This is a genomic window from Melissospora conviva (genome assembly GCF_049523535.1).
GTDB classification, from domain to species: Bacteria; Actinomycetota; Actinomycetes; order Mycobacteriales; family Micromonosporaceae; genus Melissospora; species Melissospora conviva.
In genome coordinates, this window is sequence record NZ_JBLLDT010000011.1 from 1 (window position 1) to 15,265 (window position 15,265).

Here is a 15,265-nt window from a genome sequence, read left to right on the forward strand (position 1 = left end):
GAAGGTGACGATGTCGTCTTTGCCGTCGCCGGTGAAGTCGGTGGGTGATCCCCCGAGATAACGGTCCGCCCCCGGCCTCGCCCCGCCACCGGCGTTGACCAGCGAGATGTAGTAGTTCCAGTTCCAGTGCGGACCGGGATCGGTGTGGCTGTTGCCCGGAATCTCGTTGTGGCCCTTGATCGCGGTGCGGTTCTTCGGCAGGCCGTACTTGTCGCAGAGGTAGCGGGTCAGCGCGGCCGACGAGCGGTACATGGTGTCGGTGAACCAGCTCGGGTTGTCGACGTAACCCTCGTGCTCGATCCCCACGGAGTACGGGTTGGCCGACCGTGCGTGGTACGCCGTGTCGCCCTCACGCACCATCTGGGTGATCTCACCGTTGCTGGACTTCACCACGTAGTGCGCACTGACCTGGGACGACGGGTTCTGGAACCAGCTGATAGTGCCCGCGTACGAGCCCTGGGTCACGTGCAGCACCACCGTGGTGATCGGTGACGACCGGCCGGCCGCGTAGTTGGCGCCGTGCGCGGCGACCCAGCGGGCCGGCGCGTACTCCGGCAGCGCGAGGGTGCCCGGGCCGGTCGTGCCGGCCGGGGCGACGCGGGCGTAGCGGCCGAGTTCCGGCTGCACCGGGCGCGGCGCCACCCGGACCGGGGCGGCGTCGATGCCGGACCGCAGGAGGTCGTAGACATGGTCGGCGTAGAGGCGGGCTGTGGCGTCGTCGACGGCGTGGGCGTACCGCGCGACCACCGGGTACCAGGCGGAGACCCGGTCCCGGTCCGCGGCCGTGAGCTGCTCCGCGTCGGCGATGTCGCGCAGCACGGCCGCGCCGCCGCGGATGTTCGCCGAGGTCACCGACTTGAGGTCGGCCACCGGATGCCCGGTCAGCTCGGCGGCCCGCTCCAGGCTGTGCTGCCGCGGATTGCTGACCAGGTGCATGACGCCGTAGCCGTTGGCCTGGCTGGGCAGGCCCCCGTGCCCGTCGAGCCGGGTCTCGCCGTAACCGACGGCAACCAGCAGGTCCCGGGGTACGTCGAACTCGTGCGCCGCCCGGGTGAAGGCCGTCTCCAGGGGACCGGCGGATCCGGTCGGCGTGGCGGTGGCCGGCGCCACGGGGCTCAGTAGGGCCACCGCGAGGACGCCGGCGATGGCCCCGCACCAGGCGGGTCTGCGCACATTCATGGGGATCTCCCGTCCGCGCGTCACAGGGTTGTTTCGCCGTTGAGGCCGAAGTAGTCGTGCCATTTGGTGCTGGGGGCGAACGTTGATCCGGTGGAGAGTGCTACGTAGACGTCGTTGGTGTTGTTTTTGGTGAAGACGATGATGTCGTCTTTGCCGTCTCCGTTGGCGTCGGCGAGGTAGGGGAATTCGCCGGGGAGGCAGAAGAAGTCGTGCCATTTGATGGTGGTGCCGGTGAAGGTGGTGCCGGTGCTGGTGGCGGCGTAGACGTCGGCGTTGGTGTCGCAGGTGAAGGTGACGATGTCGTCTTTGCCGTCGCCGTTGATGTCGCCGACGCGGGGTTGTTCGTTGCCGACGGCGAAGAGGTCGTGCCATTTTTGTGGTGGGCCGAAGTTGGTGCCGGTGGAGAGGGCGATGATGACGTCGGAGGCGGTGTTGGGGCCTTGGGTGAAGGTGATGATGTCGTCTTTGCCGTCTCCGTTGACGTCGCCGAGGGCGGGGAATTCGCCGGCGATGGAGAAGTAGTCGTGCCACTTCACCGCAGTGCCCGCGAACGACGACCCCGTGGAGAGCGCCACGTAGACATCCCCGGCCGCGTTGTGGGTGAAGGTGACGATGTCGTCTTTGCCGTCACCGTTGACATCCCCGACCGCGGCGATCTCCGCGCCGGGAGCGAACCACTCGTGCCACTTCTGCCCGGCACCGAAGCTGCTGCCGTTCGACAGCGCCACGTACACGTCGCCGGTGTTGCTGTGGGCGAAGGTGATGATGTCGTCGCGTCCGTCGCCGTTGACGTCGCCGGTCGAGGCCGTCTCGCCGCCGATGGAGAAGAAGTCGTTCCACTTCACCGAGGTGCCGGCGAAACCGGTGCCCGTGGAGGTGCTGACGTAGACGTCGGCGAGGGTGCCGTGGGTGAAGGTGATGACGTCGTCGCGTCCGTCACCGTTGACATCGGTGGCGGACCCACCGGCGATGGCGTGGGTACGCGTCGCCTCGGCGAGTAGCGTCCGGGCCTTGGCCTCCGCCTGGTCATAGCGGGCGGGGTGACCGGAGCGCTGCACGCACTGGGCCACCTGACCGGCGGTGTAGTGGGGGTTGTTCCGGTCGCAGACGATCGCACGGACGAGGTACTGCGTGGTGGCGTAGACCGGATCCATGATCTGCTCCGGCGTCCCCCAGCCGTAGTCCCACCGCTGTTGGAACACTCCCAGCGATGACTTGTCACCGCACGGCAGGTTGTTCATGCGCGACTCGACCCAGCCGGTCTCGAACGCGGAGAGCAGGACCTTGTCGTTGACGTTGTGGGCGCGGGAGACCCGGTAGACGATCACGGTGATCGCGGGGTCGTGCGTGGCGGGGATCGAGGGACATTCCAGCGTGCCGATCGGCGGATCGGCCTGCGCCGGTGCGGTCGCCACGACCGGCGCCAGTGCGGTGCAGAGGCCGATCAGCAGAGCCAGGGGAGTGCGTCTCACGATGCTCCCTCCAGGGGCGAGAAATCGATTGCCGAGGAGTATTGTCAGGACCTCGATCGCTGTCAATGCGTGGCGAAATCTTCCTTCGTCAACCCGGCGTTGTGGGCGGAAAGTATTGACATCTGACGATGTACGCAGTTAACTGCCGGGCAATCGATTTCTTGGCGCTCCTGGTCATCCTGGAGGGACATCCATGAAACCCCGTACCCTCCGCTGGCCGGCACTCGCGGCGGCGCTGGCGGTCATGATCCCCACCACGGCTGCGCACGCCGCGCCGTCCGCCCCGGCGCCGCTCGCCACCCAGTTCGCCACCGAGCCGCTCGCGGTCGCCGCCGACAAGGGCCCGGTCGGCTGGGACGTCTACCGCCGGCTCGACCGGCTGCCCGAGCTGGCGGCCGGCAGCCGCACCCGGCAGTTCTCCAGCTTCGCCCGGGACGGCTCCAACGACGACGGCTTCAGCGGCGCCTACTCGTGCCTGCGCCAGTCGGGCGGCTGCGTCATCGCCGAGGATCGCGGACCCGGTGAGGTGCAGTCGATCTGGTTCACCCGCGACGGGGGCAACGTCGGTGCCACCGGCTGGATCCGCATCGAACTCGACGGGGTCACGGTGGTCGACACCAGCCTCCAGCGTCTCGTCGACGGCGGTCTCGGCCACCCGTTCGTGTTCCCGCTCGTCACCAACGCCGATCAGACCTCCGGTGGCGTCACCGTCAAGGTGCCGATGCCGTACCGCGAGTCGATGCGGATCACCACCCAGCACAACCCGCTCTTCCACCACGTCACGTACCGCACGTTCGCCGACGCCGCCGGGGTGTCCCGGTTCGATCCCGCCGACCCGGCCGTCGACGTGGTCGACAAGCTGCGCGCGGCCGGCCTGCGCGACCCGAAGCCGAGCCAGCCCGGCGCGAGCACCAAAACTGCCCGGGTCGATGTCCCCGCGGGTGGCCGCTCAACCCTCGCCACCCTCACCGGTCCCGGCGCCGTCACCGCACTCAGGCTGCGGCTGCCCGACGCCGCCGCCACCGCGTCGGCACTGTCGGGCCTGCGGCTGCGCATCACCTTCGACGGACGCACCACCGTCGACAGCCCGGTGGGCGAATTCTTCGGCTCGGGCCTGGGCGAACGCCCCGTCCGCTCGCTGATGTTCGCCATGGACGCCGCGCCGGGCGGTTGGTACAGCGCCTGGTGGCCGATGCCGTTCCGCTCCACCGCCACGGTGGCGCTGACCAACACCACCGGCGCCGCCGTCAACGGGGTCCAGGCGGAGGTGACAACCGCTCCGGGCGCAGCCTGGACCGGTGCGCTCGCCCCCGACGGCGCCGCCGGCTACTTCACCACCCAGTCCCGGCGTGCCGAGACCGTCGGCGGCAGCGACTGGATCGTCGCCGACCAGGCCGGCCGCGGACGGTTCGTCGGCGTCTCCCAGACCGCCCGGGGCCACATCACCGGCGGCAACACCCGCAACTACCTGGAGGGCGACGAGCGCATCCACGTCGACGGCTCGCCCACGCCGCAGATCTACGGCACCGGCACCGAGGACTTCTACGAGTCCGGGTGGTACTTCAACCGGGGCGAGTACAGCGGCGTCTTCACCGGCAACACCGCACACCTGTTCCGCTCCGGCGGGTGCGTCGACGAGTGCGATGCCGTCTACCGCCTGATGATCGGCGACGCGGTGTCGTACGCGACCGCGCTGCGGTTCGGCATCGAGCACGGCCCCGCCAACGACATGCCCGCCGATTACGCCTCGACCGCCTTCCTCTACACCCAGCCGACCGTGAGCCTGCGCCGCACCGACACACTGGTCACGGGGGACGCGGCCGCCCGCGCCGCGCACGGGTACACCGACTCCGGCACGCAGTCCGCGCTGACCAGCGCGTACGAGGGCGACGACGACAACGTCCCCGTCACCGGCCAGGTGCGCGCCACGACCGGCGCCGCCGGCTTCCGGCTCACCGTCGACCCCGCCAACCAGGGCGTCCGCCTGCGCCGGCACGGCGACCAGGCCGGCGCCCACCAGCAGGTGGCCGTCTCGGTTGACGGCAGACCGGCCGGGGTGTGGTTGCAGCCCCTGGGCAACAACCGGCAGCGTTGGCTGGCCGATGAGTTCGTCCTCCCGGCCGCGCTGACCGCCGGGCGCTCGACGGTCACGGTCACCCTGACCCCGGCCGCCGGTGCGCCGGCCTGGACGGCGGCCCGCTACGACGCCGACAGCATGGTGCCCCCGTTCGTCGACGCCGGCGCGCCGGGCACGGTCACCGGGCTGCGTCTGGAGACCGGCCGGGTGCACGCGATCGGTCTGTCCTGGACGGCGCCGGCCGACGACGTGGGCGTCGCCGGATACCGGGTCTACGCCTCGCGGGCTCCCGGCGTCGCGATCACCCCGGCGAACCTGGTCGGCACGACCCGCGCCACCGCCTTCCGGCACGGCCCGCTGCCGGCCGCGCAGACCCGTCACTACCGGGTGGTCGCCGTCGACGGCGCCGGCAACGTCTCCGCGCCCTCGGCGGAGGTGTCGGCCACCACGCGTACCCGCAACACCAGCGACGCCGACGGCGACCGCCGCGACGACGCCGTCGCCTTCACCCGCGGCGACGCCGCCGACGTGACCACCGCCCTCTCCGACGGCAGCAGCCGGTTCGTCTCCGACGGCCGGATCTGGAACGGCTTCTTCGCCGTCGGCGCGGAGATCCCGCTCACCGGCGACGTCGACGGCGACGGGCGCGCCGACATCATCACCTTCACCCGGGGCGACGCCGCCGACGTCTACGTCGGGCTCTCCACCGGTACGTCCTACGCCACCGGGGTCAAGTGGCACGACTTCTTCGCCGTCGGCACGGAGATCCCCGCGGTGGGCGACGTCAACGGGGACGGGCGTGCCGACATCATCACCTTCACCCGCGGCGGCGCCGGCGACGTCTGGGTGGCGCTCTCGACCGGCAGCGGCTTCGGACCGGGCCTCAAGTGGCACGACCACTTCGCGATCGGCGACGAGTACCCGGCGGTGGGCGACGTCAACGGCGACGGGCGCGACGACATTGTCACCTTCACCCGCGGCAGCACCGGCGATGCGTTCGTCTCCCTCTCCGACGGCACCCGCTTCGTCGAGGAGGGCTGGAAGTGGCACGACTCGATCGCGCTCGGCGACCAGCTGCCGGCGCTCGGCGACGTCGACGGCGACGGGCGCGACGACGTCATCACCTTCACCCGCGGCAGCGCCGGCGACGTGTTCGTGGCGCTCTCCGACGGCACCCGCTTCGTCGCCCAGTCCGGCAAGTGGCACGACTGGTTCGCGGTCGGCGACGAGCTGCCCGGCATCGGCGACTTCAACGGCGACGGAAAGGCAGACCTGGTGACCTTCACCCGAGGCGCCGGAGCGGACGTGTACGTGGCACTGTCGACCGGCGGCGGCTTCGGCCCCGGCCTCAAGTGGCACGACCAGTTCGCCCCCGGCACCGAACTGCCCCGGCCGAGCGTGCCGTGATGCGCGCGCTCCGGATACTCGCGGCGCTCCTGCTCGGCGCCGCCACGCTGACCGTACCGGCCACAGCGGCCACCGCCGCCGACCTCGTCCGGGTGGAGGCGGAGTCGCTGACCGTCGTGTCGGCCACCGCCCCGGTCGAGTCGCAGTCGAACTGCTGCGGGGTCGCCTGGTCTGGCGGGCGCCAGCTCTGGCTGCGCGCCGGCCGGGCGGGGGACTCGGTGACCGTGTCGCTGCCGCCGGTGACGGCCGGGCAGTACGACATCGGCGCCGTGCTCACCCGCGCCCCGGACTACGGCCTGCTGCGCTTCGCGGTCGACGGGGTGACCGTCGGTCAGCTCTTCGACGGGCACGCCCCCACCGTGCGGCGCGTCGAGTCGGTGCCGCTGGGAGCGGCCTCGCTCACCGCCGGCAGCCACCGGCTGACGGTGACGGTGACCGGCCGCTCCCCGTCCTCCAGCGGCTTCTTCGCCGGCCTGGACACGCTCACCCTGCGCCGCGTCGGCCCGCAGGCGTCGGTGACCACCACGGCGTACGAGACGGTGGCCGAGACCCCGGCGCGGGGCCCACTGACCCGGGTCTTCGACCCGAGCGTGGGGGAGTCGTCGGCCTGGTACTACAACGACCACACCATCGTGCGCGACCAGCGCACGGGTCTCTGGCACACCTTCGCCATCACCCACGCCGAGCCGGGCGCGCCGCAGGACGAGCGGAGTTTCGGCCACGCGACCGCGCCCACGCCCACCGGGCCGTGGACGAAACATCCCCCCGCACTCTGGGCCGATCCGGGGGCAGGCGAGCAGTGGATCTGGGCCCCGCACGTCATCTACGACCGCGGCGTCTACTACATGTTCTACGCGGCCGGCAGCCCCGACTACGCCAACTACCGGATGCATCTGGCCACCTCGACCGACCTGTTCACCTGGACCCGCAGCCCGGCGAACCCGCTCTTCACCGACGGCTGGGAGCCGCGCGACCCGATGGTGACCCGGGTCGGTGACCGGTGGGTCATGTACTACACGGCGACCTCCCATCCGCAGGGCGGCAACCACGTGGTCGCCTACCGCACCAGCACCGACCTGCGGAACTGGAGTGGCCGGGCAGTGGCGTACGCGTCCCCGCGCACCGGCCAGGCCGGCGGCCAGACGGAGTCGCCGTTCGTGGTGCGCCGGGGGGACTGGTGGTACCTCTTCGTCTGCTGTGACGGCGCCGACTACGGCGCGGCGTACCGGCGCACCGCGGTCTACCGCAGCCGGGATCCGCTGCGCTTCGAGGGCGCCGAGAAGGTGACCGTGCTCGACGCGCACGCCGCGGAGGTCGTGGTCGACGGCGGAAACTGGTATCTCAGCCACGCCGGCTGGGGCCAGGGTGGACTCTGGCTCGCTCCGCTGACCTGGTCCACCGGCGTCGTCGCCCGCGGGTACCAGGTGAACACCGGCTTCCTCCGCGCCGACGTGCGGACCTGGCCGCACACCCGCATCGCGTCCCTGGCCGTCGATCCCGACGGGACCGGGACGTACCGCCCGGCGCTGGACTCGTCGCACCGGGGGACCGGCCCCTACCTGGCGGTCGGCGGTTTCGACGTCACCGACCGGGCGGGCCCGCCGGCCCGGGTGGACATCAGCGCCGACGGTTCGCGGATCAACCTGGTCGGCATCCGGATGGGTGACGAGCCGGTCTTCGCCGACTGGCTGCTCACGGTCGCGCCCCGCTGGAGCGGCGCGGGGTTGCAGAGCGACGTCACCTGGTCGGTGACCGGCCCGACGACGGCGCCGGTGTGGGAGGCGGCGTTCAACATCGACGGCGCCCTGCCGGCGGTCGGCGACCCGGCCGTGGCGGCCCGGCCGACCGGCGACGTCACCGGGTTCCCCACCTGGACGATGACCTCCGGTCCGGGATTGTCGCTGGTCACCGCCCACCGCTGGCACTCGGCCTGGCGCGGCGACAACACCTGGTACGACGCCGGCCACGCGATGGCGGCTTGGCAACCGCTGTGGCGCAACGGCGGTCTGGGGCTGCCTCCCGGGCAGTACGCGGGCGGGACGTGGCGGTTCGCGGCCAGCGCGGCGACGCGCGACACGGCCTTCGCCGAGACCGTGCACGCCGCCGTCAACGCGGTGCCGTAGGCCATGCGGCCGCGATCTCCCCTGAGGGCCCCGGGTCCGCCCGCATGAGCGACCAGGTGACCGTCGCGATGTCGGGAATCACCAAGCGCTTCGGGGGCGTCCGGGCCCTGCGCGGCGTGCACCTCACCCTGCGGGCGGGTGAGGTGCACGCCCTGCTCGGCGAGAACGGCGCCGGGAAGTCCACTCTGATCAACATCCTCGCGGGTGTCGTCACCGACTACGACGGCGAGATCGTCCTCGGGGGCGAGCCCGTGCGCTTCGCCGGCCCGGCCGCCGCCCAGGCCGCCGGCATCGCCACGATCCACCAGGAACTGGACCTGGTGCCGGCGCTCTCCGTGGCGGAGAACCTCACCCTCGGCCGCGAGCCGCGGACCCGGCTGCGCACCCTCGACCGGCGGGCGATGGCCCGCACCGCCCGCGACTGGCTCGCCCCGCTCGGCGTGGAGATCGACCCGGGCCGTCCGGTCGGCTCGCTGCGCGTCGGTGAGCAGCAGCTCGTGGAGATCGCCAAGGCGCTCTCCCTCGACGCCCGCGTCCTGATCATGGACGAGCCGACCGCCGCGCTCGCCGATGCCGAGGTGCGGCGGCTCATGTCCACCATCCGCGCGCTGCGCGGGCGCGGCGTGGCCGTCGTCTACATCTCCCACCGCCTCGAGGAGATCGAACACATCGCCGACCGGGCCACCGTCCTGCGCAACGGGGAGGTGGCCGGCACGCTGCGACCGGGGCCTGCCGACCGGCAGCGGATCATCACGTTGATGGTCGGCCGCCCGGCGCAGGCCCTGTTCAGCGCCGGCTCGGCCGGGCCGCCGCGGCCGGCCGGGCCCGAGGTGCTGGAGGTCGAGGATCTGGCCGTACGGCCTCGCAGCGCGCGTCCCGGGCGCTGCGAACCCGCCGGCGTCAGTCTGACCGTCCGCGCCGGCGAGATCGTCGGCCTGGCCGGCCTCATGGGGGCGGGCCGCACCGAGCTGCTGGAGGCCCTGTACGGCGCGGGCCCGCCCGGCCGCCGCAGCGGCCGGCTCCTGCTGGCCGGCCGCCCGTACGCCCCGCGCGGTCCCCGCTGCGCGCTGCGGGCCGGCGTCGGCTTCGTTCCCGAGGACCGCCGCCGCGCCGCCCTGGTCCTCGAGCACGCCGTCGGCCGGAGCATCGTGCTGGCCGCGCTGCGGCGCTTCACCACCGCCGGAGTGGTACGCAGTGGACGCGAGCGCGACGCCGTCCACCAGCAGATCACCGCCCTGGCGATCAAGACCTCGTCGGCCGGCGCACCGGTCGGCTCGCTCTCCGGCGGCAACCAGCAGAAGGTCGTCTTCGCCCGGCACCTGCTCACCCGCCCCCGCCTGCTGCTGCTCGACGAGCCGACCCGGGGTGTCGACGTCGGCGCCAAGGCGGAGATATACCGGTTGCTGCGCCGCCTCGCCGACGACGGCATGGCGATCCTCCTGGCCTCCTCGGAGCTGCCCGAGCTGACCGGCGTCTGCGACCGGATCCTCGTCCTGCGGCACGGGCGGGTCGTCGCGCAGTTGCCGGCCGGGCGCTGCACCGGCGAGGAGATCCTTACCGCGGCGATGGGCGGCGCGGCCGCCGGAGGGGACGAGCGATGACGCACCTGAGCGCACCGGGAAAGCGGCCCGGCGCGGCGGTGGGGCCCGCCGGGGAGGAAAGGCCGGGCGCCACCGCGACGGGCGGGCACCGATGGTTCCCGGCCGGCCGGGGCGAACTCGTCGAGCGGCTCTTCGCCGTCCAGAGCCTCTTCGCGCTGCTGCTGGTGTTCGTGCTGGCCGTCGTGGTCTCTCCCCGCCGCGACGGGGAGATCATCTTTCTCTCCACGGAGAACCTCGGCAATGTCGTCCGCGCGGTGTCGGAGATCGGGATCATCGCGGTCGGCATGACGTTCGTCGTCCTGCTCGGCGGCATCGACCTCTCCGTCGGCGCGATCCTCGGCCTCTCCGCGGTCGGCACGGCGACACTGATGGTCGACTCCGGGTTCGGCATCGTGGCGGCGGTCACCGTCGTGCTGCTGATCGGCGCGCTCTTCGGCGCGCTGCAGGGCTACGCGACGGCCCGGCTCGGCATCCAGTCGTTCATCGTCACCCTCGCGGGGCTCCAGGTCGCGCGCGGACTCGCCCGGATCTGGTCCGGGGGGCTCGGGATTCCGATCGCCTACGGGGACGGTCCCCAGGAGGCGCCGGCGGCGTTCGAGATCCTCAACGGCAGCATCAACGGCGTGGTGCCCGTCCCGGCGGTGCTCTTCGTCGGCATCGGGGTGGCCGCGATCGTCGTGCTGCGCAAGACCGCTTTCGCCCGCCACGTCTACGCCATCGGCGGCAACGAGAAGGCCGCCCGGCTCTCGGGTGTGCCGGTACTGCGGGTCAAGGTCGCGGTCTTCGCCATCGCCGGCCTGCTCGCCGCGGTGGCCGGTGTCATCCACGCCGGACAGCTCAACCAGGGCAGCCCCAACGACGGCGCCGGCTACGAGCTGGACGCCATCGCCGCGGTGGTCATCGGGGGCACCAGCCTCGCCGGCGGCACCGGCTCGATGGGCGGCACGCTCGCCGGGGCGCTGCTGCTCGGCATCCTCAACAACATCCTCGCGCTCAACAACATCGACGCCAACGTGCAGCTACTGATCAAAGGGCTGGTGATCGTCGCCGCCGCCGGGCTGCAGAAGCTGCGCCGCAGCATCGTCTGAACCACCACCGGGCATGCACCACCACGGGGAAGCACCACCACGGGGAAAGCACCACCACCGGGAAAGCACCGCCACCGAGCAAGGAGCGTCATCATGCGCACCCGTCCTGTCCTCCTCGCGCTGCTGTGCACCGGCGCGCTCGTCTCCTCCGTCGCCTGCAGCGTCGAGAAACCCTCCGACGGCGACGCCGCGGCGCCGAACTGCGGCGCCGGCAGGGACTTCCTCATCGGCATGTCGCAGGCCAACAACGCCGAGCCGTACCGGCAGGTCATGAACAACGACGTGCAGACGGCGGCCGCGGGCGTGCCCGGTTTCACCGTGGTGGTCGCCGACGCCGCCCAGGACAACAGTAAGCAGGTCGCCGACGTGGAGAACTTCCTCACCCAGCGGGTCGACCTGCTGATCATCTCGCCGAACGAGGCCAAGCCGCTGACCGCGGTGGTGCAGAAGGCCTACGACCGCGGGGTGCCGGTCATCGTGCTCGACCGCAAGGTGGAGGGGGAGGCGTACACAGCCTTCATCGGCGGGGACAACGTCGCGATCGGCCGGGCGGCCGGCGAGTTCTACGCCGGGACGCTGCTGCCCGACGGCGGCAAGGTCATCGAGATCAGCGGGTTGCCCGGTTCGACGCCGGCTGCCGAGCGGGCCCAGGGCTTCCGGGAGGGCATCGCCGGCAACCCGAAGATCGAAATTGTCGCCTCGCAGCCGGGGGACTGGCTGCGGGACAAGGGCCTGTCGGTGGCCGACGCCCTGCTCAAGACCCATCCGGACGCCGCCGCCGTCTACGCCCACAACGACCCGATGGCCGAGGGCGCGTACCTGGCAGCCAAGGCGGCCGGGCTGCACACGAAGGTGAAGTTCACCGGCATCGACGCGCTGCCGGTGCCCTCGGGCGGCATCAAGGCGGTCGAGCAGGGCCGGCTCGCCGCCACCTTCCAGTACGCCACGGGTGGCCGGGAGGCCGTCGACCTGGCCCGCCGGATCCTGGTCGACTGCAGCACCGACGTTCCGCGTACCACCACGCTCGGCACGATGCAGATCACCAGGGAGAACGCCGCCGAGGCGTACGCCAGACTGGGCGGCGTCTCCTGAGCGCCGATCGGCGCGGCCCGCGGCGGGCCGCGAGCCGGAGCTGGAGATCGGGGGACCCGACATGACGGTGGCAGCGGTACTCGGAATCGACATCGGCACGTCCAGCAGCAAGGGGGTCCTCGTCGACCTGTCGGGCCGGGTGCTGCACTCCCGTGTCCGCCAGCACCGGGTGGACCGGCCGCGACCTGGCTGGGTGGAGATGGCCGGCCGAGTCTGGTGGGAGGATTTCGTCGCCCTCACCCGCGACCTGCTCGCCGATGGCGACGCCCGACCGGTCGCGGTGGGCGTCAGCGGAATGGGGCCGTGCGTCCTGCTCACCGATGCCGACGGCACCCCGCTGCGACCGGCCATCCTGTACGGCGTGGACACCCGCTCCACCCCGCAGATCGCCCGGCTCACCGCGCGGTTCGGGGCGGACGAGATCCTGCGACGGTGCGGGTCGGCGCTCTCCACCCAGGCGGCGGGAGCGAAGATCGCCTGGGTGGCCGACACCGAGCCGGAGCTGTTCAGCCGGGCCCGGCGGCTGTTCATGCCGAGCTCCTGGCTGGTCTTCCAGCTGACCGGCGGTTACCTGCTGGACCAGCACTCGGCCAGCCAGTGCACGCCGCTGTACGACAGCGCTGCGCAGGACTGGTACCGGCCCTGGGCCGACGAGATCGCCCCCGGGCTGGACCTGCCCGACCTGCGGTGGCCCGGTGAGGTGGCCGGCGGGGTCACCGCGCGGGCCGCCGCCGCGACCGGGCTGCCGCCGGGTATCCCGGTCGTGACCGGGACGATCGACGCCTGGTCGGAGGCGGTCAGCGTGGGTGCCCAGCGCGTCGGCGACCTGATGCTCATGTACGGCACGACCATGTTCCTGCTGCACACGGTGCCGCAGCGGTTGACCAGCCCGTCGCTGTGGGGCACCGTCGGCGCCCTACCGGGCACCCGCAACCTGGCGGGCGGCATGGCGACCTCCGGGGCGGTCACCGGCTGGCTGCGGGAGCTGTTCGACGCCGGAGACTACCCCGAGCTCCTGCGCCTGGCGGAGCGCTCCGGGCCGGGCGCGCGCGGCCTGCTGATGCTGCCGTTCTTCGCCGGCGAGCGCACCCCGATCCTCGACCCCGACGCCCGGGGCGTCATCGCCGGCCTGACCCTCTCCCACGGGCGTGGTGACATCTACCGGGCCGCGCTGGAGGCCACCGGGCTGGGGGTGCGCCACAACATCGAAGCGATCGAGGCGGCCGGTGGTGACATCCGGCGCGTCGTGGCGGTCGGCGGCGGAACCCAGGGCGAGCTCTGGACGCAGATCGTCTCGGACATCACCGGCCGGCCGCAGCAGATTCCATCGGTCACCATCGGCGCCAGCTACGGCGCTGCTTTCCTCGCCGCCGGCACGGTGCAGCCGGTGGACATCGACCGGTGGAACCCGATCCGGGAGGTCCGCGAGCCGCGTCCGGCGCTCGCCGCCGACTACGACGAGCTGTACGGGCTGTACCGGCAGCTGTACGCGGGCTCGAAGGCCGTCGCTCACGCGTTGGCGGCCCGGCAGGCCCGTTTCGCGACCGCGCCGAAGCCCGGTGCCGATGAACCAGTGGAGGAGGAGGAATCGTGAGCGACTACACCTTGCCGGTCCTGGCCGATCCGCCGGTCACCGCCCCCCTGACCGTCTACACCGTCGCCAGCGGAGACCTGCGGCTGAGCGCCAACGTCACCGGCTGGCCGACCCAGCAACGCCTGGAGGCGGACCTCGCCGCCGCGGTCGGCGCCCTGGGCTGGTACACCCGGCGTACCCATCCGGTGGACACCGTCGCGGGGCACGGCTTCATCGACAGCCAGCGCGCCGGCATCGAGGTGTTCCAGCAGATTCCGCGGGACGCCCCGCTGATGGTGGTGGAGGCGGTGTGGCAGTACAGCCATCACGTGCTGGCCGGGCTGCGGTCCCACCGCGGGCCGATCCTGCTCGTGGCGAACTGGAGCGGCCAGTTCCCCGGCCTGGTCGGCCTGCTGAACCTCGCCGGCAGCCTCACCAAGGCGGGCGTGCGCTACTCGGCGCTGTGGAGTGCGGACTTCACCGACGAGTGGGCCCGCAACGGACTGAAGTCATGGCTGGAGACCGGCGAGGTGCGCCACGACGAGAGTCACGTGCGGGACCTGCCGCCGCTGCCGTCGGACCCGGAGGTTGAGCTCGGGGTGGCGCTGGCCCGCCAACTGCGGCTTCGGCCGGCCGTCATCGGCGTCTTCGACGAGGGCTGCATGGGCATGTACAACGCGATCATCGACGACGAGCTGCTCAACCCGCTCGGCATATTCAAGGAGCGGCTGTCGCAGAGCGCGCTCGTGGCGGAGATGTCGCGGGTACCCGACGCGGAGGCACAGGGGGTCCGGGCGTGGCTCGACGCCGCCGGGATGACTTTCCACACCGGCACGGACGAGGCCACCGAGTTGACCGACGCGCAACTGCTCAGCCAGTTCAAGATGTACATCGCGGCGCTGCGCATCGCCGACGACTTCGGGCTGGACGCGGTCGGCATCCAGTACCAGCAGGGTCTCAAGGACACGGTGCCGGCGAGTGACCTGGCCGAAGGGCTGCTGAACAACGTGGCCCGCCCGCCGGTGACCAGCCGCGACGCCTCGCGCGAGCTCTATCCGGGACGTGCCCTGCCCCATTTCAACGAGGTCGACGAGGGCGTCGCGGTGGACTCGCTGATCACCAACCGGATCTGGACCGCGATGGGGATGGACCCGGCGACGACCCTGCACGACATCCGCTGGGGGGAACGGTACGGGCCGGACTTCGTCTGGGTGTTCGAGATATCCGGTGCGGTACCGGCCTCGCACAACGGGGGCTACCACCGGTCGTACAGCATGCGGCAGCCGCCGATGTACTTCCCGCTCGGCGGCGGCACCCTCAGCGGCGTGTCCCGCCCCGGCGAGATCGTCTGGTCCCGGATCTTCATCATGGACGGGGTGCTCCACGCCGACCTGGGACGCGGCACCGTGGTGGAGCTGCCGGCCGCCGAGACGCAGCGCCGCCTGGCGGCGACCAATCCACAGTGGCCGATCATGCACGCGGTGCTGCACGGCGTGGACCGGGACCAGCTGATGGCCCGGCACAAGGCCAACCATGTCAACGTGGTCTACGCCCCCGACGCCGGGGCCGCCGACCGGGCGCTGCGGGTCAAGGCCGCGATGCTCGACGCCCTCGGCGTACGCGTGCATCTCTGCGGTGAGGTCGCGCTCTGAT

The 15,265-nt window shown here is 72.0% G+C and carries 9 protein-coding genes; 7 read left to right on the forward strand and 2 right to left on the reverse strand.

Going from position 1 to position 15,265, the window contains the following annotated elements; all coding sequences use genetic code 11:
* Together ACK8GG_RS19990 and ACK8GG_RS19995 are read right to left on the reverse strand one after the other, a co-directional pair.
* Nucleotides 1-1,179: N-acetylmuramoyl-L-alanine amidase (locus ACK8GG_RS19990; RefSeq protein WP_440356980.1), on the reverse strand; the 1,179-nt coding region annotated here is incomplete at its 3' end.
* 20 nt (nucleotides 1,180-1,199) lie between these two features.
* Nucleotides 1,200-2,651, reverse strand: coding sequence for an FG-GAP repeat domain-containing protein (locus tag ACK8GG_RS19995; protein WP_440356981.1), 1,452 nt, complete (start codon nucleotides 2,649-2,651; stop codon nucleotides 1,200-1,202).
* Between the two features lie 193 nt (nucleotides 2,652-2,844).
* Here ACK8GG_RS19995 and ACK8GG_RS20000 point away from each other — a divergent pair, with 193 nt between their 5' ends.
* From ACK8GG_RS20000 to ACK8GG_RS20030, 7 genes are all read left to right on the forward strand, one after another.
* Entirely contained in the window at nucleotides 2,845-6,135 is a 3,291-nt protein-coding gene (locus ACK8GG_RS20000; protein ID WP_440356982.1) for a DUF2961 domain-containing protein, read from the forward strand.
* Nucleotides 6,135-8,258, forward strand: a complete 2,124-nt coding sequence (locus ACK8GG_RS20005; protein ID WP_440356983.1) for a family 43 glycosylhydrolase — start codon at nucleotides 6,135-6,137, stop codon at nucleotides 8,256-8,258. The genes ACK8GG_RS20000 and ACK8GG_RS20005 overlap by 1 nt, the downstream gene beginning before the upstream one ends.
* 44 nt (nucleotides 8,259-8,302) lie before the next feature.
* Nucleotides 8,303-9,859 carry a sugar ABC transporter ATP-binding protein gene (locus ACK8GG_RS20010; RefSeq protein WP_440351096.1) on the forward strand — a complete coding sequence of 519 codons (1,557 nt, stop codon included), beginning with the start codon at nucleotides 8,303-8,305 and terminating at the stop codon, nucleotides 9,857-9,859.
* The gene (locus tag ACK8GG_RS20015; RefSeq protein ID WP_440356984.1) at nucleotides 9,856-10,947 is read left to right on the forward strand and encodes an ABC transporter permease; all 1,092 of its coding nucleotides are present in this window, start codon (nucleotides 9,856-9,858) and stop codon (nucleotides 10,945-10,947) included. Before ACK8GG_RS20010 ends, ACK8GG_RS20015 begins: the two co-directional genes overlap by 4 nt.
* 93 nt (nucleotides 10,948-11,040) lie before the next feature.
* Nucleotides 11,041-12,039 (forward strand): substrate-binding domain-containing protein, encoded by a 999-nt coding sequence (locus ACK8GG_RS20020; RefSeq protein ID WP_440356985.1) that lies wholly within the window; start codon nucleotides 11,041-11,043, stop codon nucleotides 12,037-12,039.
* A 61-nt stretch (nucleotides 12,040-12,100) separates the two neighbouring features.
* On the forward strand, nucleotides 12,101-13,633 hold the full coding sequence (locus tag ACK8GG_RS20025) for an FGGY-family carbohydrate kinase (RefSeq protein WP_440356986.1): 1,533 nt from the start codon (nucleotides 12,101-12,103) through the stop codon (nucleotides 13,631-13,633).
* Nucleotides 13,630-15,264, forward strand: a complete 1,635-nt coding sequence (locus ACK8GG_RS20030) for a fucose isomerase (RefSeq protein WP_440356987.1) — start codon at nucleotides 13,630-13,632, stop codon at nucleotides 15,262-15,264. The genes ACK8GG_RS20025 and ACK8GG_RS20030 overlap by 4 nt, the downstream gene beginning before the upstream one ends.
* Nucleotide 15,265: the final 1 nt, after the last annotated feature.